Raw genomic sequence first — 22619 nt, forward strand, 5'->3', positions numbered from 1 at the left:
GTTTTCGATTGAAGTGTGGTTGTATCTAATACCTACATACAACAAACGCTAATTATTATGGATAAACTTATCATTCAAAAGCCTTCACTAAAGTTTATGGTAGAAGTGTCTTCCAGTGAAGGAGAGTTGATTTTTAATGTTAATCGTTACATAGATGCCAGCCATCAGGAAGAAATGGCTTTCAGTGCTCAGTTGGCTAAATATGATGCCATTAAATGTAAGGATCGCTTTCATAATTGTCATGAGCTTATTCATAAGTTGCTCAAATTTATGCAGACAGAATTAGCTCCGGTAGGAGACAAGCCCAAAGTAAAGATGACCTTAAGGAGAAGCAGAACGTTTGGTAAATACTAGCGAGCTAACTTACCCTCTTTTACACTAGGATATATTTCTTCAAAAGATAGCAAGTTGTTATTGAAAGTACGCTTATAAATATGTGTTCTGTTGAGTTGTTCTATGGAGCTATTACCAGAGGCTGAGAGTAGTTCAATAAAATCTTTTAAGGTTTCTTGGTGATAATTTTTCACTCTTTTCCATTTTTCTGATACTACCAATCCTTTTCTTAGGTGAGGTTTGTTAGAAGTAACACCTGTGGGGCAGTTATTAGTATCGCACTTTAGAGCTTGTATGCAACCTAGTGCCAGCATCATTCCTCTCGCGGAGTTGCAGATATCTGCCCCCATGCTTAAGGCTTTGTATATATCAAAGGCAGTAAATATTTTGGTAGCGGTTATTACTTTAATGTCTTTTTTGAGATCGTAACCATTGAGCATATCTACCACAAATATTAAAGCTTCTTCCCATGGCATACCTACATAGTTAGAGAAGTCAATGGGGGCCGCTCCTGTACCACCTTCAGCGCCATCTACAGTAATAAAATCAGGTTTGATGCCTGTCTTACGCATTGCCTCACATATTTCTATAAACTCATCTTTGTTACCTATGCATAGCTTAAAGCCGATGGGTTTACCTTTGGAAAGGTCACGCAATTCTTTAATGAAATAGCACAAGCCTTGAGCGTCATTAAATGCAGAATGTCCTGGAGGCGATAGGACGGTAGTATGTGGTTTTACGCCTCTTATTTCAGCAATCTCTTCGTCATTTTTAGAGGCTGGTAGTACTCCGCCATGACCAGGTTTGGCTCCTTGAGATATTTTTATTTCTATCATTTTTACCTCTTGGCGTTCTGCCTGCACTTTAAACTTCTCAGGAGAAAAATTACCATCCTCTGATCTGCAGCCAAAGTAGCCTGTGCCCACTTCATATACCAAGTCACCACCTTGGAGATGGTATGGAGAGATACTTCCTTCGCCTGTGTCATGAAAAAAGTGACCTTCCCTTGCTCCAATGTTGAGGGCAGTGATCGCATTTTTACTTAAAGCTCCGTAGCTCATGGCAGATATATTAAAAATACTGGCCGAATAAGGAGATTTACAATCTGGCCCGCCCACAGTAACTCTAGGGAAATCATCCAGTTTTTTTGCTGGATAAATGCTTTGATGCATATATTCATACCCAGGCTCATTCAGGTCTAGCTGAGTGCCAAAAGGGTGTGTGGCTGTCTGTAATTTAGCACGTTGGTAAATGTAAGCTCGATGATTACGATCAATAGGCTTACCATCGGTGTCTGACTCTACAAAGTACTGATGTATCTCCGGGGAAATCAGTTCGAAGAAGTATCTGAAGTGGCCCAGTACAGGGAAGTTTCTTAATATGGTATGCTTCTTTTGTAGAAGATCATAAATGCCCAATAAAATAAAAGGGCCAATGATAGCTAATGTCCAGATGATGGGAGGCCAAATAAAGAAGATAGCAATGGTTAGGCTTACTAGAACGAGGTTTCCAAAAATGAATATATTGCGCATGTATTAACTATTTTGTTTTTAGGGCTACTTTTTTCTTGAGTCTGCTTACCGGATCCTGCCTAAATACTTTGTTCATCATTTTATATAATTTAGGGTGTTTACGCTTGAATAGCCTTGGCCTTTGGAAGAAGTATTCACTAATAACGGGAAAGAACTCCTCTTTGCTAGTGCCTCCATAGGCGTTAATGTCAGATTTATTTTTTCTTATTTTTTCAATTTCTCGCTGTAATGCCTCCAGCCAGGGTTGGGCATAGCTATGCTCCATTAATAGACCAGGAATTCCATCAATACTACCATCAGAGTCATCTATAAGGTGTACAAACTCATGAATTCCAACGTTAGACTTGCTTTGCGGATATTCGAAACCGTAGTGCAAATCCTTTTTGGAAAGGATCATTTTTCCATTCATTACACCATTGCCCACCATTCCTGAAATATTACGTCCTTTGCCTTCTAGCTGATATTCGTGGTTGAAAGAGTTGGGATATATGAGTACTTCAGTAAGGTCATCATAGTTCCAGTTAGGAAAAGCAAATACGGGGATAATAGCACTGCTAGCTACTAACAATCGGTCTGTGTCGGTAATGTCGGTTTCAACGCCTGTGATAAGCTTTTCTGAGATAAATATATTGATTTCCCTTTCAAATTTAGACTTGTCTTTCTCAGTTAATCCACGGTAAAATTTCACTTTATCATTAAGAATATCTCTCCATTCTTGAGAAAATTCCAGCTTTATTAACTTGTTTCGTTTTCTTACACTTCTGGTAAGCCTATAGAACAATAGGTAAGCTGCTATGAGACAGAAGGCCGCTACTACGGGCAGCAAACTAATGTCGTCGCTGTACAGAGGGTAGCAAAAGATTAATAGGATGGTAAAAGCTCCTGCACTTAGGAAATAATCGAACCAATCAGGTTTAAAGTGTTTTTTCATTTTCTAGGGTATTGGTATGTGCTTCTCATATTTTATGAGAGTACCAATAGTTGATTATAGTTAGGTTTAATGGTTGTGCTACCTGCAAGTTTAAAATAGGCAGGGATAGAAACGTGGTGGATAAAACAATTTCCACAGACAGAAGTAGTGAAGCGATGTTTTGCTATCAACCCCCAATTTTCTGTGGTAGTGATGATAATGTTTTTAACAGTAGTTTGAATGTTCAGCGTTTCATGAAAGCAGGAAAGACCTCCTAAGATAAAAGCTTTATTATGAGCTGGGTGACTAATAATAAATTGTATTATAAAGTACAATGAGGTGCCCGTACTTCCAAACATTATAAGCAGCGCAATCATTAGCCATGTAGTGAGTATTATTTGATTTACGCTTTGTTTCGAATTATCCACCAGGTTTCTCTTTGCTAAAATTCATATAGAGAAACGTATATTAATGACCTATGTTTAATAAATGCCTTAAAATTCGCTATTGAGCGGATTTTTTAACGTTTTTTAAGACATCAAATAGTACTTCGTTGAGGTGATTCAGAGCTTCTTCGTCTTGAATAATGTAATCTCTTAAGCCATTTTCTACAAAGGCATGGCTGATGTCAAACGGCAGGTCATTCAATACCACTATCTTTTGCTCAGGGTTAATTTCCATGATTTCACGCAGGGTCTCATGTCCGCTCAGAGCATTAGGCAAGCCGTGATTAATGAAATAATTGAGCAAAATAATATCAGGCTTTAGGTTCAGGTGGTTGATCGCACTTTGGCCAGTGGCAAAATTTCTGATTTTGAATTTAACCAGAGTATCATTAGGTAATTTGAGTTGAAGTTTGCTAAAGTGGGTATTTAAAATTTGAAGAAACATAGGATCGTCTTCTACAATGAAGATGAGTAAGCTATCTTTTAACAAATTTTCATCCATACTCTCAAGTTCAGAAGGAAACTTTAAATCAATAATATCATCTGTAAGTGGCCATTTAGTTCTGTAATGATCCACTTTACTAAAAGTAAAGCCAGGCATAGACGTTAGTACAAAGTTATAAGTATTAAATGCTTTAAGGTTGAAAATGTTTACTAGCCATATCGTATTCTTCAAAAATAATATAAAACATTTATTTTTTGTAAATATTTCGTCTTTTAGTTTGGGTAACTAATTGATTATAAACGAAAAATGCCATCTGAATAGTTCAGATGGCATTTTGATATATAAATAGCTTTAACTATTCTCCAAGAAATGGATAGCGATAATCAGTAGGAGCATTAAATGTCTCTTTAATAGTTCTGGAAGAAACCCATCTTAATAGGTTTAATGCAGATCCTGCTTTATCGTTAGTGCCTGATCCTCTGGCTCCTCCGAATGGTTGCTGACCTACTACTGCGCCCGTAGGCTTATCATTGATGTAGAAGTTACCAGCAGCGTGTACGAGTTTTTTCGCGGCTAAATCAATGGCATATCTGTCAGTAGAGAAAATAGCGCCAGTAAGTGCGTAAGGAGATGTGCTGTTTACCAGCTCCAATGTATCTTCGAAGTTTTCAGCATGGTAAACATATATAGTTACCACAGGGCCGAAAATTTCCTCACACATGGTAAGTGACTGAGGATCTTTAGTTTCGATAACTGTTGGTTCAATGAAGTATCCTTTAGACTTATCATATCCACCACCAGCAATGATTTCATTCATATCATTTGCCTTGGCTTTATCTATATAACCAGCTATCTTATCAAAAGCATTCTCATCAATAACTGCATTAACGAAGTTAGAGAAGTCTTCAGGACTACCTACTTTCAGTGTTTTTATGTCTTCGATTATATAACCTTTTACTTCTTCCCATAGGTTAGATGGTACATACACTCTTGAGGCAGCAGAACATTTCTGTCCTTGAAATTCGAATGAACCTCTTACTATGGCAGTGGCCAGACGTTTAGCATAGGCTGATTTATGAGCCATAATAAAGTCTTTACCTCCGGTTTCTCCTACTATGCGAGGGTATGTTCTGTACTTATCAATATTCTGACCTATAGTTTTCCATAGTTGTTTGAATACGGCAGTACTTCCTGTGAAGTGTAGACCTGCAAATTCAGGGTGATTAAAGATTACATCACCTGCTACTGGTCCATCTACAAATATAAGGTTGATTACCCCATCAGGTAAACCTGCTTCTTTAAATACCTGCATGATTATGTTAGCAGAATATACTTGAGAATATGCTGGCTTCCATACTACGGTGTTACCCATTAATGCTGCTGAGGCAGGTAAGTTACCCGCTATAGCAGTGAAGTTAAAAGGAGTGATGGCAAATACAAAACCTTCCAGAGGTCTGTATTCTGTTCTATTCCATACACCAGGAGAAGAAGAAGGCTGATCATCATAGATCTGCTGCATGAAGTGTGCGTTGAACCTTAAAAAGTCCACTATCTCACACGCTGAATCGATCTCGGCCTGAAAAGCATTTTTTGACTGCCCCATCATGGTCGCAGCATTTATTTTATTTCTGTAAGGTCCGGCAATAAGATCAGCAGCTTTAAGGAAAACGCTGGCTCTGTGTTCCCAGCTAAGAGAAGCCCAAGCCTCTTTTGCTCCTAATGCTGCATTTATGGCCTGCTCTACGTGGGATGAATCTCCCTCATGAAAATACCCTAGCACATGCTTGTGATCGTGAGGAGGGGTCATCGCTATTTTATTTCCGGTAGTTACTTCTTCGCTACCAATGTACATAGGTACCTCTACTTCCTTTGCTCTCGTTTCTTCCAGCGCTTTTTTTAGCGTTTCTCTTTCTGCTGTTCCCGGTGCATATGATAATACCGGTTCATTGGTTGGAGTAGGTATCTTGTATATTCCTTTAGGCATTGCTTAAGTTAATTATTTAGTATTACAAAATTTTTTTCACTAGTAAATCTACTTTAATAACTTAACTAATCGCCTGATTGTTACAAAATATTCATAAGTTCACTAAGGCAGCTGATTTCCGTAAGTTGCTTTTCCTTATGGCGGTTACGCTCCGGATTGAAGTAAATAGAAGCAATATCAGCATTTCTGGCTCCTCTAATATCAGCATTCAAGTTGTCTCCCACCATGAGTCCTTCATAATTAGCAATGCCAGCTACCTCTAAAGCATGATCAAAAATCTCTTTGTTAGGCTTCTTATACCCAATACTGTCAGAGGTGATCACGCCCTTAAAATAAGAAGTTAGGTTGCTGCTATTGATCTTTATCTGCTGTACATCATTAAAGCCATTGGTGAGTATGTAAAGTTGATACTTACTTTGCAAGTAGCTGAGTACATCATGGGTATAAGGGAAAAGGTTAGTTTTGGTGGGGCATAGCTTCAGGTAAGCATCTGATATTTTAAGTGACAGCGGCTTATCCAACACCTTAAAATGATGAAGTATTTTATGAAATCGTTCTTCTCTAAGTTTGTCTTTATCAATGAGGCCATGATTAAACTGATCCCAAAGGCCGTAATTTACTGTGGTGAATCGTTCTATAAATGCACTGCTGCTAAAGCCCCCCAGCCTGTATAAGTCAAACTGCTTATATAGCTCTTCCAGCGCTTCGGAAGCGTTTTTTTGGTAATCCCATAAAGTGTGATCGAGGTCGAAGAATATGGCTTTATAGTTCATTCACGTTGCCAGTTTTTGGTTTCCAGCTTGTTAAGCGCCAGCTCCCGGTTAGAATACATCGTTTTATAAGTCTGTAGGTCAATTTTTAAGGTTTGGTCTTTTTCTAAAAACTGGAATATCTGACTGATAATGTCATAGACCTCATCTTTAAGGTGATAAAAAACCCATTGATCATGCTTGCGGGTACTTACTATACCTGAGTTTTTTAAATAAATAAGATGTCGAGACGTTTTAGTTTGTGTGAAGTCTAGAATTTGCTCTAAATCAGAGATGCACATCTCTTTATTTTGAAATATGAGGAAAAGTATCCTAAGCCTGGATTCATCAGAACAGGATTTGAATATTTGGGAACCAAACGACAAGCTGAAATTTTTTAACCTCATAAATTTACAACGGAGTAAAAGATGTATATTATCAAATTTAAAAAATAATTAGTGAACATTATAAGGAAATTTACCGTTCAATTGATAACTTCGGAATTTTGCACAATGCCCGTTTTGATGACTATAAAAAGCCACCACAGAAATAATTCATCCCTTATTTTCTTATTAATGTTGATACTTTGTTTAGGTCTGTTGTTTTCCGCACAAAACACTCAGGCTCAAGGTAAAAAACGAGTGATACAATTATCAGGAATTATCTTGGGAGAAGACAGTGTAGCCGGGGTGCCCGGGGTAAATGTCTATGTGCCTAAGGCCGGTAGAGGAACTTCTACCAATAGGGTGGGCTACTTTTCCATGCCTACACTAGTAGGAGATGAGATAGTAATTAGTGCGGTAGGCTTCGAAAAGCAATATTATAGAGTGCCCGATACCGAAGGAGATAACCTTACGATATTGGTAGAGTTGATTTCTGATACCACCTTTTTGGAGACGGTGGAAATCATGCCTTTCCCCACAGAGGAGATTTTCAAAGAGGCTGTGCTGGCGCTGAACTTGCCGGTGAGCGAAGATGTGAACTCACAAAACCTGAATGATGAATTACTAGCCCTTATGATGCAAACCACACCCATGGATGGCTACGTAAACTATCGATATTATATGGATAACTGGGCAATGTATCAAAACGATAGATTCGGCCCCAGGCCCAATCCACTGCTGAATCCCTTTAATTGGGCTCGGTTTTTTAAGGGCTTGAAAAATAAGAAAAAGGATTAGTCAATCCTTTGCTATAAAAAATAAAAATTTCAGTATAATTGCAGCCCATTAAGGAACGGGATGTGGCGCAGCCCGGTTAGCGCACCACGTTAGGGACGTGGGGGCCGCTGGTTCGAATCCAGTCATCCCGACGATTTTACAACAACAAAAACCAAAACCCCTTAAAACATATGTTTTAAGGGGTTTTTTGTTATTACCCCACCAACTAAACACAAAGAAAACCAATAAAAATGTGCCCTTTTCGTGCCCCCTTTTTTATTGCTATTTTTAGTGTTGATGATGAATTAATGTATTGATAATCAATTGATTGAGATTTATTGAATGAACTCGATTGGTTCTAAATGACCTCCGTTTCTGTGCCCTTTTTAAAAAGGGCACAAATGAAGTCAAATTACATTAAACACTATGTTATATGAGGAGTCAGTCAACATTTGGTTTTTCTTTTTATGTTAAGAAGTATAAGAAAATAAGCGGTCAGGTGCCTATTTATGTGCGTATTACGGTTAATGGACACTCTGTGGATATGTCTATCAAGCGCAAGGTGCATCTGGAAGATTGGGATGCTGTGAAGTCCCGAGTGCGTAAATCTAGCAATGGGAGCGATATTTTAAATAGTTATATGGGTACCCTGCGTAATAGATTATATGAATGTATAGAAGAGCTGGAAAAGGAACGAAAAATAATTACAGCAGATGCCATTAAAAATAGGTATACCGGGCAGGATCAGCGGCGCAATTCCTTACTTCAACTTGTAGAATATCATAATCGGGAAATGAACTATGAGCTTAAGGAAGGTACTATGAAGAACTATCGGAGTACTGAAAGGTATATTCGTAAATTTCTTAAATCCAGACTTAGAGTAAAGGATATCTACCTGGAAGAGTTGAATTATGGTTTTATTAAATCCTTTGAAAGGTATATCAGAAATAATCCTTTGCAATCGAACTTACCCTGTACGCAGAATGGCACAATGAAGCATATGGAAAGGTTGTGCAAAATGATGAATCTGGCCTTACGGGAAGAATGGATAACTAAAAACCCGTTTATTAAATACCAACTGAAATTTAGGAAGACAGAAAGATGTTACTTAAATCATGATGAACTGCAGCATATAGAAAGTGTAAAGCTGACTAAAGATAGGTTGGTGTTAGTAAGAGATGTGTTCGTTTTTGCCTGTTATACCGGGTTGTCATATATAGATACCTTGAATTTATCGACAGATAATATTATTAAAGGAGTGGATAATGAATTGTGGATTACAGGTAGACGCCAAAAGTCTGATAAGCTATTTTCAGTACCGCTTTTGCCGAAAGCATTAAGTATTTTAAAGAAGTATAAACACCGCAATGATTTGCCAATGAAAGGTGAAGGCAAATGCCTGCCAGTATATTCCAATCAAAAGACTAATCAATATTTAAAGGAACTGGCTGTACTTTGCGGAATTAATAAAAATCTCACCTTCCACACCGCCCGGCATACCTTTGCTACTACCATTACCTTGGCAAATGATATCCCGATAGAAACCGTGAGTGAAATGCTTGGCCATACGAAATTGAGTACCACGCAAATTTATGCTAAAGTGATAAAGCAAAAGATCAGTAGAGATATGGCGGGGTTGAGGGAGAAGCTTAGGTAATAGTTAATGAAGCAAGAAGGTTTCAAGGCTTATCAGCTGTAATTTTAGGGTGATCACGATTCAGAAGATAATTGAATTTAGGAAATAAAGGGGGTATTATCTAATACTTAATTTGAATTGAGGCGATTGTTCGTTTATGAATTGAAAATGCATACTGAATCAATTAATGTTAAGTTAAAGTGGTTTCAAGTCTTTCTTTCCATTTTTTCCAGTCAGGCATTATTTTTTCTTGAAGTTCGTAGAATGCACTTGTGTGGTTGTGATGAACCAAGTGACACACCTCATGAATAATGACGTATTCTATACTTCCTTTAGGTGCTTTGATTAATTCAGGGTTTAGAATCACTTTTCCTTTGGGTGTACAACTTCCCCAACGTGTAGGCATTTGCCTGATTTGAAGCTCTGGCTGATCGATATTGTATCGATTAAAAAGCGGTAGTATCTTTTTTAGGGTTACCTCAAAGTGAATAGTAGCCTTATCTCTGTACCATTCTGACAGGAGGTTTTTGGCTGTTGTATTTTCTTTTTTCAATACCAATAGCCTTCCTCTAAACAGTTTCACTTCATTGGTTGCAGCCTTTTCAATTCTAAGCTTGTACTGCCTTCCTAAGTAAAGATGGGTTTCACCATTGATGTATTTGCGGGGTGGTGTTAGCGGATGATAAGAAAGAAAATCAAGTTGCTGCTTGATGATCCAAGGTGCTTTCTCCCTGAGTTTTGTTTTCAATTTCTCCTCTGTGGTGTCGAGGGGAGCAATCACCTGTACTTTGCAATCGGGATAAACCCGAATGCCGAGTGTTTTGCGATCCTGATAAGAGAGTTCATACATGATCTCTCTAGAGCCAAAAGCTAAGGATTCTATGGTGGCTGTTTTAGACATATTTCAACTTGGCTACTTTAAGTCCTTCTTCTACCAATTCATCAATCAAATCAAAAGGCAACTCAATGTCCTGTTGGGCTTTAAGGTCAAACAGATAGTCATCAATATCAATCTTAATTCTGCCTTCTATGTCTGATTTGTTTATCCAGTCAATAATAGGCTTGCCGTTTTCAAAGACTATGGATTTGATTACCTGATCGATACCTTCAGCCATTATTGCAGCTATATTTTCCGACCCTTCACTACGTTTTAAATGTCCTTTGAAAATCTCATTGACGAGGTTGTAGATGGCAATACCCGTGTCATTTCCAGCGAGGTTTTCAGGTACATTGTCCTGTCTGCCATTATGGAACTGATCTTCATATTCTCTTGCTTTGTTCAGATAATCGGCTTCTGAAATCCGGTGCTGGTGATAATCTTCTATGGTATCCCGAATAAGCCTTGATAGCTTCTTGTAATACACAGGATCTTCATTCATCTTCACATTGATCGCTTTGATTGTCCTGCTTGCAATGTGATCCGCTTTGGCAGCTTTGCTGGTTATCTTCTCAACTTCACGGTCTCTTTCTTCTTTGTCAAAAATGTTGACCATTTCAGTGATGCGAAGAATTTCACCTTCCGTGGTGATATGCTTGTCAATGAGCTTTTGAACTTGTGGCTCATATTCCTTGTATTCCAGATCATCAAAGTATCTGCGTTTGACAGAGATTCGCAATCCAAGGAAGAATTTGGTGTCCTGCTTGTACTTGTTGATTTGTTGCTCCGGTGTTTTACTAATGAACTCAAAGCTGGATAGAGCTAGCTTTAGCAAGCGAGAGAAAGCAGATACCTTTTCATAGAAAATGTGTCGAATAGCTTCATCCTGCAAGAGCTCTTCATAAGCAGGTTCGTCATACTTGTTTTTGACTTCTTTGAAGATGTCCCATACTTCTGAATGAGCCTGTGGTAACTTCTTGATTTCTTCACTGATGTTGGTCAATGTACCTTCCAGATCAGCATTATCATAGTTGTTTGTACCTGAGTAGGTTTCTAATGCGCTGTCAAGATTCTCCAGATTACCATAGTAATCTATAATTAAACCATGTTCCTTGCCTGGAGCTAAGCGGTTTACTCTCGCAATCGCTTGTAATAGTGTGTGTTCTTTGAGCTGGCGTGTGAGGTACAAAACGTAGTTGTTGGGAGCATCAAAGCCAGTAAGTAGCTTGTCAACCACAATGATTATTTCAGGGTGGTCTTGCTTTTTGAATGAGTTAATTAATGACTTTTCATAGTTATCCGGACTGCCATATTTATCCATCATGGCTTTCCAAAACTTCAATATCAAATCGTCACTTTCTTCAAAAGCATCCTCATAGTTCTCTCGCACATCAGGAGGGGAGATCAGGACTTCACAGGTTACTTTTCCAATTTCCTTGATAAACTCACGGTATCGGATTGCTGTGGTTTTATTGGGTGCTACCAACTGACCTTTGGCCTTCAAACTACCAAATAGAATATCCTGAACGTTTTGTTCGTAGTGGTCTGAAATATCCCAGGCACGGGCATAGATTACCTCCTCAGCTTTGTTCAGTTGATTGGTGGAGCTAAACTTTCTCTTGAGTGCAGCTTTACCATAAGGGGTAAGCGGTTCGGAAACCCGATCAAAGTAATTGTCCAATGGTTTTTCATTCACTTCAATCAGGTTGTGACGACCTTCATAAAGCAAAGGAACTACGGCTCCATCTTCAACTGCATCAGTGATGGAGTACACATCTATTAGGCCACCAAAGCGATTCGCTGTGCTCTTCTCTTTCTTCATTAAAGGTGTTCCGGTAAAGGCTATAAAGCAGCCTTTTGGAAATACCTTTTGCATTTTGATATTGAATGTGCCGTATTGACTTCTGTGGCCTTCATCTACCAAAACAAAGATGTCGGGTGAATCAAAACCTTCTTTAGCTCGGTTGACAGCCGCTTCAAACTTGTGAATCAAGGTAGTGATAACCGTATCACCTGTGCCAGAAAGAAGCTCTACCAAGTGTTTGCCTGTTTGAGCGTTCTCAACTGGTATTTGACATTTTTTGAACGTCTCTGTGATTTGATCGTCCAAATCAATCCGGTCAGTAACCAAGATGATCTTAGGATTCTTGATTTGAGGATGCGTAGCAATCAACTGAGCCAACATGACCATAGTGAGGGATTTGCCACTTCCCTGAGTGTGCCAGATTACACCGCCTTTTCTTAATCCTTCACTATCTGTTTTAACTACCTTGTCCAAGGTATTATGAACGGCAAAGTATTGCTGATACCTCGTGACTTTCTTGATGCCATCGTCATATAATGTGAAGTTGAAGAATAGGTCTAAAAGTCTCTCTGGCTGACAAAAGCTAAATAGTAGCTTGTCCTGCTCTGTTACTGCCTGTTCTTCCTTTTCGAGGTTCTGGAAGAAAGTCCAGACGTTCTTGTAGCGTTCCTGAAATAGCGTGGTTCTTTCGTTGGTAGGAAGTGGCTGATTTTTTAATGTCTGGAGTTTATCCAGCCATGCAGTTTCCTCTGCTTTGGTTTTAAAGAGTTCTTTCCAAAAACTCCAAAACTCTTTCTGGGTGGCAGTTGTAGCGTATTTGGCTTCATGGGTAGCCAATCCCATCACCAGGTTGGAGTATTGATACAATGCACGTATTCCGTCTTCCTGCTGATTCCTAAGGTGCTGCTCAATTGATTTGTCGATTGGGTCTTTGATTTTTGGGCTTTTGCACTCAATAACCACAACCGGAATGCCATTGATGAACAATACAATATCAGGACGGTAATGCTCGCTGCTGCCACGTCTATGTACACTAAACTCTTCTGATACGTGGTAGGTATTGTTTTCAGGATGTTTCCAATCAATGTAATGGAAAGAGAAGCTCTTTTTATCTCCTAATACGGACTGCTCAAAGCTCCTGCCTAAAGTGATAAGTTCATAAAAGGCTTTATTGGCAGCAATAAAACCATCCTGAACCGGAAGGTCACGAATGGCGAGAATAGCGTTGTTTACGTTGGCATCAGAAAAGGGAAACTCTTTGCCCTTGTATTCAATGGTGTTGATGACTTGAAGTTGATCCTTCAAAATGGTCTCCAACAGCACATTGGATGTCCTGCCTCCTCGGGCTTCTAAAGCCTGCTCTGGAGAGAGGTATTTCCAGCCCATATTCATAAGCAGCTTCAGTGCGGGAAGCTGTGATATATGGTCTTCTTTGAATGATGGTACTGCCATTATTGTAAAGCTTTAAAATCGATTGCCAAATATTTTCCGCCACTTTGTTGTGGCTTTTAATTTATTAGGAGCACTAACAGCATCTGCTGCCAATGAAACCATTTCGCCTATTTCCTCATAAAATGCGTTCTTCTGAGACGAAGTAAGACGATGCATTACATCATCACCTGGGGGGACAGGCATAATTGCATTCCAGGTCTTCTTATTGTGTAAATACTCCATGATCGCTGATGACGTATTAAAAAATGCTACATCATCACGACCGTTTTTTTCATAGCACTGTATAGCCCAAAGAGTCAATGCAAGACCACTCGGGAACTTTTTCCCAGTTTTAGCTTTAGTGTGATCAGACCATGCTTTTAAGTAGCGAATGATCCGAATTAGCTGTGGCTTATTGCTGGTCTCTTTTTTAAACCATTCAATAAAAGCTTTCGGCTCGGAATGTTCCCATTCATATCCCCTTGATCCAAAGTATGTTTTGTTTGAATAGGAATCTACGTAGTAGATAGGAAGGTCAATGTGAAAGTCTCGAACATAGTTTAATCGTACAGAATTCGCTTTAATGGTCACTCCTTTACTGGTATGTCCTATGAGAGCTTTTTTTATGTGATTTTGAATGGTTTCAACATTCATATTTGGGTGTTTGGGAAAAAACACACCGAGATCGACATCACAAATTGTGCTTCTATTTTCAATGACAGTTCCCATTTTATAAGAACCTTGTATGTAGAAATTTGGGATTGGAAGGTTCGTATACTTTTCAAAGTAAGCACTCACCTTTGAACGGATTGTATTGTGCGCACGTCTTAGATTGGCTACTTTATCAGGATGTATGGTTATGGTCTGATTGAACTTTTTGAACAAATCATCACAATTGGAGTCATCTGTTATCTCGAATTTTTCATCAGATTTAAATACCTCCTTACCAACCACGTAGGCAATTCCTAGAACTATAAGTCGTATTAACCAAGGATTCATTTCTTATCGCCTTTTTTATGTCGAACTTCAGGGTGCAACCATTTACCTGTAAACAGGTACAGTTCGTAAAAAACGAACCATTCGTGAGTCCAGGGAATTATAGTATCATACAAGTGATGGGAAGAGCAATTCCAAGTCATATCTTCAGGATAATAAAGACATAAACTTGTGTCGGTATACATGTGTATATCGTCATTGTATGCAATTAAGGGGCTAGTAACCGTAACCTTTGGCTTACTTAATGGGGCATACTTTATTCTGTAGGAATAAGTGATGGATTCCTCAGTAGGCTGATAATTTCCATAACAATAAAGGATGCCGTTGTTGATCTTGCAGTCTAGAAAATCATAATGCTTTTCAATGAGCTTTTTCTCGACATTGACAATTACAATTGGATTAGGGCGATATTTTTGGTGAAAAGCCATTTATCCTCCGTAATTCCTATGTGGTTTGTGATCAACTCCCTGCGATTCCTGAATTTTACCATCTCTATCTGTTTTGGCACGCTTATCCAGTATGCTCGTTGCAAGGGCGGCCAATGAATTGGCTTGCTTGTCAACATCTTTATCCGCACCATCAGGAAAGTATGAACCCAAATGTTTTTGCCATAGCTTACTTGCCTTCAATTGGTTTGTTTCTTTATCAATTGCTTTATCTGCATCCTCGATAAACGCATCAATCGCTTCAAAAAAGTAGTCCTTGTCTCCGGTGTAGTTTTCAAGAAGATCGTCTTGTGGTGTTGTTGGCATTATGCATGTCCAAGACGATTTTAACGTGCTTCTAATTCCTTTGAGAGTGTCTCTCAATGCAATGTCGTCTCGATCATTGTATTTGATATGGTTGCTTGCCAGAACAGTCATAGTTAGTCCATTCGGCATCTTCTTAGCCCTATTATCACACCATGCTTTTAGGAACCTAACAGTTCGTACAAGCTGACCTTTCGTATCTTTCTTTGTACTGAACCAATCTTTAAACTCTTTCGGATCACTTTTTGACCATCCGGTATTTTTAACCGCCAGATGTGGATTTTCGGTATCATTAGTTTCGCTTTCCTTGTAGTAAACTGGAAGGTCAATATGATAGTCACCTTTATAAATGACTCTGATACATCTTGATCTATGTTGTGGTTTTTCCGAGGTTTCGTCCTCTACAGCGTCCCAAACCCAATTCTGTATGGTCGTGGCAGTTTCTTTGGGTTTAGGAAAGAAATAAACACCATTATCCAGATCACAAGTATCTTCCTTCGTTCGGATCATTGTACCCATAGAATAGGAGCCCTGTCCACGAAATTTTGGTTTGTAGTCAGGATGTTTTTCCTTAAAATGATTCCGAATCTTGTCCCTTAACGTATCACGAGAAGTCATGAGTTTAGACTTCTTGGTAGAAGTAATATTCAGATTACCATTAAAGGTTTGAAAAAGATTGTGGCAGTTTGACATATCTTATTGGGTTTTGTAAAGTTTCTCTTCATTGAAAAATTCCAGAATTTCATCTTGGATGGCGTAGTGATAGCCATCTTGATCGCCCATTCCTTTGAGGGTCTTTAATGCTTTTTGGTCGGTTCTATCCATGTCGATAATTCCGATGTGTTCTTTTGAGAGTTTGGGTGACGGGATTCGATAATATTTACCTGGCGGATTTATGTTTTTAATGACTTTTTTCAGAAAGAAATCATTAAAGAAGGCTTGACCATCCATTGATGCTTGAAAGAGTTTATTTCCCCAGTGTCTAAAAGATCTTGATTTTTTCGAAGTAGACGCCCAGCCACTCGGTTGTTCAACGCTTGCTACTGAAAGTATGCTGAAGCTATCAAATGCTTTTCCGTTACCCACAAAATGGTCTAATGCCTCAAGAAGGCCACATAAGGAAGGATTATTAGCCCAAATACCACCATCAGCATAGAGAATATTATTTAACTCATGAATGGGTAGATATGTGGGCGCAGCAGATGTAGCCAATGCTACATCTACCATTGGAATGTCCTTATCCATGAAAAATTTTCCTTCTTTGTGAGGAAATTTGAAAACTCTTGGTTCGCCTTTGATTAGGTTGAAACTTGGGATACATAATAAAGTTTCAGCTTGCCCCATTGTTTTATTTTCAAAAACCTCCTCAAGAATGCGTCTTAATGCATGGTTAGAAAACTTACCTCTAAGTATAAGTTGTTTGATAAACTGCCATTTACGCTGGATAAATCTTACTTGTCTTACATTAGAGACAGGGAATATTTCATTCCCTCTTTTGTAGTACAGGTCGGCTAATTGTTGAGCAGAAATACCAATACTAAGTCCAAGTGCAATTAATCCTCCTGTTGAAGTGCCACAAATCATATCAAAGTGGTCTTTTATCTGCTTGCCAGTCTTCTCTTCAATACGAGCAAGTACCGAAGCACTATAGAGACCTTTAATCCCACCTCCGTCTATGGACAATATTTTAAAATTCTTCTTATCCATCATTCATTAATGGGTTTAACTCTAATCTCACCTGTCAATAGCTTTTGCATTAAGCCTTTCTTTTGCTCTTTCAGGGTGTCTAATTGTTGCTGATAAAGTTTAAGTTCTTCATCAGCTTTTTGAAGAACCCTAGTGATAGCCTTTTGCTCGTCAATTGATGGCGGGGTAAGGACTTTTACAATCTTAAAATCTTTGAACTTGCAGTTTAATGTGTCACTAACCAATCCTTGTGATTTTCTGAAAAACTTATGAATGACTTCATCTAGTTTAAATAGATAGGCAAAAAATTGAGCGTCAGCATTTTTCTTTGGTGTTACAATAGTGTAGGCAGGGCTTACAATTCCTTCCAATGAAGATAGAGCACTCCGTCCTTGCCACATTCTCATTGTGTTATAGCCAATATCACCGGGACATATTCTTTTATATTTTGATTTATCCTCGTTGGAAGTATCCTTTTTGTTGGAGTCAGTTTGGGGGTAAACTCCAATCTCACCAACAGAAAGTAATGGCAACTCGGGGTGATTGCTTTCTTTTCTCTCTTTAAAGTAATGCTCGAGGTGTTGCTCTTTCCACATTCCATCAAAACCTTTTAGCCGTTTCTTTCCAGTAAGCAGTTGCTGGGCTAGTCCTTTGTTTCGGAGTTTGAGTTCATCAATCAGCTTCTGAGTTGTAGAAATGGCTTGATCCCACGTGTTGAGGATTGCGGCAATTTTTTGTTGTTCTTTAAAAGAGTTTGGTATTGAGATCTTTATCTTTCTAAGCACTCCAATTGACAATTCCTTTAGAGCACTTCCATTCAAACTTTTCTCTAATAAGGCTTTGGAGTGAGGAGACGTTAGCTGTTGAATAACAAACCTACTTGAGTAGCATTTTTTTGTAGCAATCAAAGCAACACCTCTTGTTAGGTTAAACCCTTCTAATTTTTTTGTTACTAGTGCCGCTTGACCAATCTTTCCTCTTAGTGCAATGATTATATCTTCCTCTATGAGAATTGTTCTTTTATAGGAATTGCTTATTTGATGTGATGTAGTAATTAGATTTTCAGTGGACACTGAGCCATCAATAAGATCAGTTACCCTAATGCAGTTGATGCCATCTTCAACAGGAGGTCCAGTTTGGACTATTCCGTATGAAATAGGCCTTTTAGAATCTACAATATCCTGTAGATCGAATAAATTCCAATCAATTGGTATTATACCGTATTTAGTTCTTTTATATCCTAAAGGCAATTCCATAATCTATCTAAAAACCTAATTCTTTTAAGTAATCATCCATTTGTCCTTCTACTTTGGTCAACTCCTTTTTCAATTCCCTGATATTACTTTGAGTAGTAGGAATATCCACTTCCTCTTCTTCCTCAAATGTGTCCACATAGCGAGGAATATTGAGATTGTACTCGTTTTCCTCCACTTCCTGAATGGAGGCACGGTAAGCGAACTTTTCCTCTATCACTTCACCTTCTTCTGTAGTTAAGGGAGAGGCTTCTTGAAACGCCCGGTAGGTATCGACAATCTTGTCAATGTCCGTATTACGCAAGCGATTCTGATTAGTGCCTGATTCATACCCTTCACTCGCATCTATAAAGAGAATGTCCTTGTTCTCACCCTTGGCTCGGTTGAATATGAGTATGGATGCAGGAATACCAGTACCGTAAAACAAATTGGCAGGTAAACCAATGACTGCTTCCAATAGGTTTTCTTCAATCAATTGCTGCCTGATTTTGCCTTCGCTACTTCCTCTAAAGAGCACCCCATGCGGTAGAATGACACCTACGCGACCTGTATCGTGATAGGTAGATTCGATCATGTGTGTAATGAAAGCATAGTCTCCTTTACTTTTTGGAGGAATACCTCTATGGAATCGCTTAAACTGATCTGCTAAGGCATCATCTGCTCCCCATTTATCAAGCGAGAATGGAGGATTTGCCCCAACGATGTTTCCTTTCAGTAAGCTATCTTCTTCCAGTAGTTTGGGATTATTTAAGGTGTCACCCCATTCAATGGTGGCATCATCAATCTCATGCAGAAACATGTTCATACGAGCGAGAGCCCAGGTGCTTCCATTGATTTCCTGTCCAAAAAGTGAGAAGTTTTTACTACCTACCTGCTTGGCTAATTTGATCAAAAGAGACCCTGAACCACAGGTTGGGTCTATGATGCGGTCACCCGGTTGTGGATTGAGAAGTTTGGCTAATAGTTTTGATACCTGAGCTGGCGTATAAAATTCTCCCGCTTTCTTTCCGGCATCACTGGCAAACTTTTCAATCAGGTACTCATAAGCATCACCTATCACGTCATTATCCTCCAAGTGGGAGGGTTGCAGGTCAAGTGCAGAGAAATCTACCAAGAGGTTTTTGAGCCTTCTGTTACGGTCTTTTGTTTGACCAAGGTTGGCTTCTGAATTGAAATCAATGTTGCGGAATACACGCTCCAATTTGCTGCGGTTGGCATCCTCCATGCTTTCAAGAGCGGTGTTGATCAGCTCGCCCACATTGGCAGCATTGCGGTTTTCAAACAGATAGTCGAAAGTACAGGTGTCCGGAAGTTGGAAACGTTCGTTTCTCAATGCTCGCTGCACTCGTATTTCATCACCATTGTACTTTTCTGCATAGAAGTTCTTTTTGTCCTTCCATACGTCCGATACATACTTTACGAAAAGCATGGTTAGGATATAGTCCTTGTACTGTGAAGGATCAATCACACCTCTGAAGGTGTCACATGCTTTCCAAACAATGTTGTTGATCTCGCTTTGTGTAATCGGTTTTTTACTCATGCTTTTTGATGGATTATATTCTTAATGACTGCCTGATATACTTTTTGCTTTTCGGAAATGATCTGTTTGGATATTTCCATGTCTTTGTAGTGTAGTTGCTTAATAGCAATGGTCTTTTGCTGCAACTCCAATGATGGGAGCTTCACCATAAAAGCTTCCAATTCAGATTTCCGAATGGAAGGGATCGAGCTGCCAGCTCCCAAGGTTTGAAAGTATGCCTGTGTTTGAGGTATATTAAATAAGGTGGTAAGGAACTCCGGTATTACCCTTGATTGGTCTGCTTTGATAACAAAGAAGATAGAGGAGGCAATGGCTGGACCAAATGATTTATCATAAGTCCAGGCAAAGTTTCTCATTCCTTTTCCTACCAAAATAATGTCACCATCATCAAGTAGGTGAGATTCATTCTTTTGGTCGATCTGAATAAAAGTGTCTATCTGCTCTGTTTGATTTCCCCAATCATCAAAGTGCTTTGCCTGTAAATAGACAGCATTACCCTCATCAGAGGGTTTTGTGTATAAACCAAATTGTAGTTGGGCAATATCGCTGAGTTTTACCTTCATTTAATTTGTAGAATCTTTCAAATTAATATAAAGGTAGGATATTCTTTTAGTTAAATCAATTTATTTCTTTGTAGAAGATTTCAAATTTAGAAAATTGATTGAAATTATTTCATCTTATCCAAAATCTCTTTAAGTAGCTTTGTTTTTTCTTTTTCGCTTTCTAGTAATTCTACATAAAGCTTTTTATTCTCTTCCATTATCTCTAACTACTTATCTAGAGGATTAAAGTTGCATTTGTAGTTGTAAGCGTATGCAGCAGATTCATTATTAAAAGTATTAGCAATTATGTTAATAGCAGCTTCCTCATCAAAGTTTTCAATAGCTTCTATCGGCACTTTTAACACCTCTGTTACTTGCTTTAGTAAATCAGCTTCAATCTCTTCCTTTTGCTTAAGAAGAGATACTTTTCGTTGGTTCCAATCATCACCAAGTTCCATGGCTAGGCCGTCCTGTTTGATACCTAGCATTTCTCTAAAGCGCTTTACATTTCTTCCGTGGTGTATTTTCTTCTCCATAGGTTTTCAGCTGTTTGTTATACAAATATAATAAAACAAAGAATAATTTACGTAGGTAAAATACCTGCTTGCATTACTAAAATACCAGTTTTGTAAATGGTATAGTAAATTGTAGGTGTCTAGATTGAGTAAGATTTTAATGTTTTACTCAAACGCTTATCATTATGAAACTACACCTAAAACGTCCGCAATATCCATTCTTTCGTATGGAGGTAGAAGAAGATCTTATTCTTTGTTTGATCCAAAAGCAGCTAAATATTCATTGGTTTCTTAGTGATTTAGAGAATGTTGGCTTTGATCCATCGGGATGGCCTATAAGCCTTGAGTCTGCCATTTTTGCTCTAGTTGGCATCCGCCCAGATGACGATGCTTATAATTGGTTCTTAGATATGCTTACTGACCAAGTCAAAAAATTAGAAGAGAGCAAGACTGAATATTCAACTAGTGAAGCTTCTATAACTATTTTTCAAGCACTCAAAGGCAGAAGGGAGCAACAGGATAAGGAGAAGGCAGCCAAGCTGGCTTCATTATCACATGACAAATGAGCGGGGGAGAGTTAAAATATTGTTCTGATTGTCAACCGCTAATTGCATATATATCACAAGTGGTACAGCCGGATGCTGTCTATTGGTTAGGTGGTTTAGCGCATGAGCAGAAGAGTCAGACCATTTTTAGTTCTTCCATGATAGCTTCCAGCTTTTCAAAGGAATATTTTGTTTTAATCTTAATTCCTGAAAACGACGGCAAAAGCACGTATGAGTGGGAAGATATTATTGAAACACATTGTAAGCCTAGTGTTTCAATAACCTCCATAGTATTGCAAACTCATACTTTTGAGCATTGGCTACAGGCAGGGTATACCTTCGCTGTAAAGGTTTGCCAGCAAGGGGAACTCATTTATAATCAGTACTACCCCCAACTTAATAATACACATAATTCAAAGTGTACTGATGAAAATGAAATCAAAGCATTTTATAAGTTGGGTTTATCTAAGGCCAACGAATTCTTAAAGACGGCAGAGCTTTGTAGTTTATGTCAGCAAAACACTTTAGCTGTATTTATGCTACATCAATCTACGGAGCAAGGACTGACGGCATTACTTAAGGCAGGTGCAGGCTATCATCGTCGTACGCATAATCTGGGTAGACTAATTCGGTTATCATACTTGATTACCAGCAAGACACAACACATCTTTCCTCAAGATTCTGAACAAGATAAACGGCTATTCAAGCTTTTACAAAATGCATATTCCGATGCAAGGTATAAGAGAGATTATAAGGTTAGTAATGCGGATTTTTCAGTACTATTAGAGCGGGTAAAATCTCTGGTGAAGCTATTATGTAGAGACTTTCAAAAGGATGTTATTGTATGTAATGCTTCCTGAAATAGATAATAAAAAGAGGTTTGTTCTAAATCAATAAAAGTTGCTCTAAAACCTTCAATTTCATGTGCCGAGTTTCGAGGCTCATCATCTGGCTAAGCCAGATGACAAGATCCAAATGTATACATTTGTACATCTTGCTGTGGCCACCCCAACAGGCCACTCACTTAAAAGGGGAAGGTATATTTAAGTCGTAGAATCATCATATCTTTTACCTGTACCAGAGAATCAGTCTACATTTCTTAAATGCCAGTTCATATTAATATACAAAGTCTGTCAAGGGCAGTAGGGAAGGGCAGAGCTTGGCACTGTTTATATACCCTTTACAGGCTTTAGTATGGTGATATATTTTTGCGGTTAGAAATGTGAGCAGGTTCCGAATTACTGTATAGAAACTGAGCGGAAAAAAACAAGGGTATTGACTTACCTCAGGGGAATGGGCGGGTAAGTAAAAAGGCTTGTTGTGCGAGGTTGAATGGGGTGATTGCAGGAACGGAAAGAGCCTTATTCAGCCTTTAGGTTTTAATGAAAATGGTGGGGTAATAATAAGGTTAAGATAGTATGCCCAGTGGCCTATGCAGTGGGGCATTCTGACTTATTCTTATTGTGCATTTTGAGAAGGTGGTGAA

At 38.7% G+C, this 22619-nt stretch carries 22 protein-coding genes and 1 tRNA gene; 6 read left to right on the plus strand and 17 right to left on the minus strand.

Features of this window, described 5'->3' with window-relative positions:
- Positions 1 to 57: 57 nt before the first annotated feature.
- Positions 58 to 354, plus strand: a complete 297-nt coding sequence (locus tag JL102_RS03040; protein ID WP_202242256.1) for a hypothetical protein — start codon at positions 58 to 60, stop codon at positions 352 to 354.
- Here JL102_RS03040 and JL102_RS03045 read toward each other — a convergent pair.
- The 7 genes from JL102_RS03045 to JL102_RS03075 all read right to left on the minus strand — a co-directional run bounded on the left by JL102_RS03045 (position 351) and on the right by JL102_RS03075 (position 6806).
- Positions 351 to 1865 carry an FMN-binding glutamate synthase family protein gene (locus tag JL102_RS03045; RefSeq protein ID WP_202242258.1) on the minus strand — a complete coding sequence of 505 codons (1515 nt, stop codon included), beginning with the start codon at positions 1863 to 1865 and terminating at the stop codon, positions 351 to 353. The genes JL102_RS03040 and JL102_RS03045 overlap by 4 nt on opposite strands.
- Before the next feature lie 7 nt (positions 1866 to 1872).
- The gene (locus JL102_RS03050) at positions 1873 to 2796 is read right to left on the minus strand and encodes a M90 family metallopeptidase (RefSeq protein ID WP_202242260.1); all 924 of its coding nucleotides are present in this window, start codon (positions 2794 to 2796) and stop codon (positions 1873 to 1875) included.
- Positions 2797 to 2828: 32 nt separating this feature from the next.
- Positions 2829 to 3203, minus strand: a complete 375-nt coding sequence (locus tag JL102_RS03055; protein WP_202242262.1) for a hypothetical protein — start codon at positions 3201 to 3203, stop codon at positions 2829 to 2831.
- A 76-nt stretch (positions 3204 to 3279) separates the two neighbouring features.
- The gene (locus tag JL102_RS03060) at positions 3280 to 3897 is read right to left on the minus strand and encodes a response regulator transcription factor (protein ID WP_202242264.1); all 618 of its coding nucleotides are present in this window, start codon (positions 3895 to 3897) and stop codon (positions 3280 to 3282) included.
- A gap of 124 nt (positions 3898 to 4021) precedes the next feature.
- Complete coding sequence (gene pruA, locus JL102_RS03065) at positions 4022 to 5650, minus strand: L-glutamate gamma-semialdehyde dehydrogenase (protein WP_202242266.1); 1629 nt, start codon at positions 5648 to 5650, stop codon at positions 4022 to 4024.
- 80 nt (positions 5651 to 5730) lie between these two features.
- Positions 5731 to 6423 (minus strand): YjjG family noncanonical pyrimidine nucleotidase, encoded by a 693-nt coding sequence (locus tag JL102_RS03070; protein WP_202242268.1) that lies wholly within the window; start codon positions 6421 to 6423, stop codon positions 5731 to 5733.
- On the minus strand, positions 6420 to 6806 hold the full coding sequence (locus JL102_RS03075) for an ArsR/SmtB family transcription factor (RefSeq protein ID WP_202242270.1): 387 nt from the start codon (positions 6804 to 6806) through the stop codon (positions 6420 to 6422). The genes JL102_RS03070 and JL102_RS03075 overlap by 4 nt, the downstream gene beginning before the upstream one ends.
- 168 nt (positions 6807 to 6974) lie before the next feature.
- On the opposite strand from JL102_RS03075, the gene JL102_RS03080 reads away from it, so the two are divergent.
- The 3 genes from JL102_RS03080 to JL102_RS03090 all read left to right on the plus strand — a co-directional run bounded on the left by JL102_RS03080 (position 6975) and on the right by JL102_RS03090 (position 9216).
- On the plus strand, positions 6975 to 7580 hold the full coding sequence (locus JL102_RS03080; RefSeq protein WP_202242272.1) for a carboxypeptidase-like regulatory domain-containing protein: 606 nt from the start codon (positions 6975 to 6977) through the stop codon (positions 7578 to 7580).
- A gap of 56 nt (positions 7581 to 7636) precedes the next feature.
- A tRNA-Pro gene (locus tag JL102_RS03085) sits at positions 7637 to 7711 on the plus strand.
- 281 nt (positions 7712 to 7992) lie between these two features.
- Positions 7993 to 9216, plus strand: a complete 1224-nt coding sequence (locus JL102_RS03090; RefSeq protein WP_202242273.1) for a site-specific integrase — start codon at positions 7993 to 7995, stop codon at positions 9214 to 9216.
- 169 nt (positions 9217 to 9385) lie between these two features.
- Here JL102_RS03090 and JL102_RS03095 read toward each other — a convergent pair whose 3' ends face one another.
- The 10 genes from JL102_RS03095 to JL102_RS03140 all read right to left on the minus strand — a co-directional run bounded on the left by JL102_RS03095 (position 9386) and on the right by JL102_RS03140 (position 20609).
- On the minus strand, positions 9386 to 10096 hold the full coding sequence (locus tag JL102_RS03095) for a M48 family metallopeptidase (RefSeq protein ID WP_202242275.1): 711 nt from the start codon (positions 10094 to 10096) through the stop codon (positions 9386 to 9388).
- Complete coding sequence (locus JL102_RS03100) at positions 10089 to 13328, minus strand: type I restriction endonuclease subunit R (RefSeq protein ID WP_202242277.1); 3240 nt, start codon at positions 13326 to 13328, stop codon at positions 10089 to 10091. The genes JL102_RS03095 and JL102_RS03100 overlap by 8 nt, the downstream gene beginning before the upstream one ends.
- A 12-nt stretch (positions 13329 to 13340) precedes the next feature.
- Positions 13341 to 14306 carry a CBASS cGAMP synthase gene (locus tag JL102_RS03105; RefSeq protein ID WP_202242279.1) on the minus strand — a complete coding sequence of 322 codons (966 nt, stop codon included), beginning with the start codon at positions 14304 to 14306 and terminating at the stop codon, positions 13341 to 13343.
- Complete coding sequence (locus tag JL102_RS03110) at positions 14303 to 14731, minus strand: hypothetical protein (RefSeq protein WP_202242281.1); 429 nt, start codon at positions 14729 to 14731, stop codon at positions 14303 to 14305. The genes JL102_RS03105 and JL102_RS03110 overlap by 4 nt, the downstream gene beginning before the upstream one ends.
- The gene (locus JL102_RS03115) at positions 14732 to 15745 is read right to left on the minus strand and encodes a CBASS cGAMP synthase (protein ID WP_202242283.1); all 1014 of its coding nucleotides are present in this window, start codon (positions 15743 to 15745) and stop codon (positions 14732 to 14734) included. It lies immediately after the preceding gene.
- Between the two features lie 3 nt (positions 15746 to 15748).
- Positions 15749 to 16762 carry a CBASS cGAMP-activated phospholipase gene (locus JL102_RS03120; RefSeq protein WP_202242285.1) on the minus strand — a complete coding sequence of 338 codons (1014 nt, stop codon included), beginning with the start codon at positions 16760 to 16762 and terminating at the stop codon, positions 15749 to 15751.
- Positions 16759 to 17994, minus strand: a complete 1236-nt coding sequence (locus JL102_RS03125; RefSeq protein ID WP_202242287.1) for a restriction endonuclease subunit S — start codon at positions 17992 to 17994, stop codon at positions 16759 to 16761. The genes JL102_RS03120 and JL102_RS03125 overlap by 4 nt, the downstream gene beginning before the upstream one ends.
- Positions 17995 to 18001: 7 nt before the next feature.
- Positions 18002 to 19531 carry a type I restriction-modification system subunit M gene (locus tag JL102_RS03130; RefSeq protein WP_202242289.1) on the minus strand — a complete coding sequence of 510 codons (1530 nt, stop codon included), beginning with the start codon at positions 19529 to 19531 and terminating at the stop codon, positions 18002 to 18004.
- Positions 19528 to 20094 carry a restriction endonuclease subunit S gene (locus tag JL102_RS03135; protein ID WP_202242291.1) on the minus strand — a complete coding sequence of 189 codons (567 nt, stop codon included), beginning with the start codon at positions 20092 to 20094 and terminating at the stop codon, positions 19528 to 19530. Before JL102_RS03135 ends, JL102_RS03130 begins: the two co-directional genes overlap by 4 nt.
- A 206-nt stretch (positions 20095 to 20300) precedes the next feature.
- Positions 20301 to 20609 carry an XRE family transcriptional regulator gene (locus JL102_RS03140; RefSeq protein ID WP_317191606.1) on the minus strand — a complete coding sequence of 103 codons (309 nt, stop codon included), beginning with the start codon at positions 20607 to 20609 and terminating at the stop codon, positions 20301 to 20303.
- Positions 20610 to 20773: 164 nt separating this feature from the next.
- Between JL102_RS03140 and JL102_RS03145 the strand changes: the two genes are divergently transcribed.
- Both JL102_RS03145 and JL102_RS03150 read left to right on the plus strand, forming a co-directional pair.
- On the plus strand, positions 20774 to 21154 hold the full coding sequence (locus JL102_RS03145) for a hypothetical protein (RefSeq protein WP_202242293.1): 381 nt from the start codon (positions 20774 to 20776) through the stop codon (positions 21152 to 21154).
- A gap of 59 nt (positions 21155 to 21213) precedes the next feature.
- Positions 21214 to 21993 carry a HEPN domain-containing protein gene (locus JL102_RS03150; RefSeq protein WP_202242296.1) on the plus strand — a complete coding sequence of 260 codons (780 nt, stop codon included), beginning with the start codon at positions 21214 to 21216 and terminating at the stop codon, positions 21991 to 21993.
- Positions 21994 to 22619 lie beyond the last annotated feature (626 nt).

The organism is Fulvivirga sediminis (assembly GCF_016757215.1).
In the GTDB taxonomy this organism is placed as follows: Bacteria; Bacteroidota; Bacteroidia; order Cytophagales; family Cyclobacteriaceae; genus Fulvivirga; species Fulvivirga sediminis.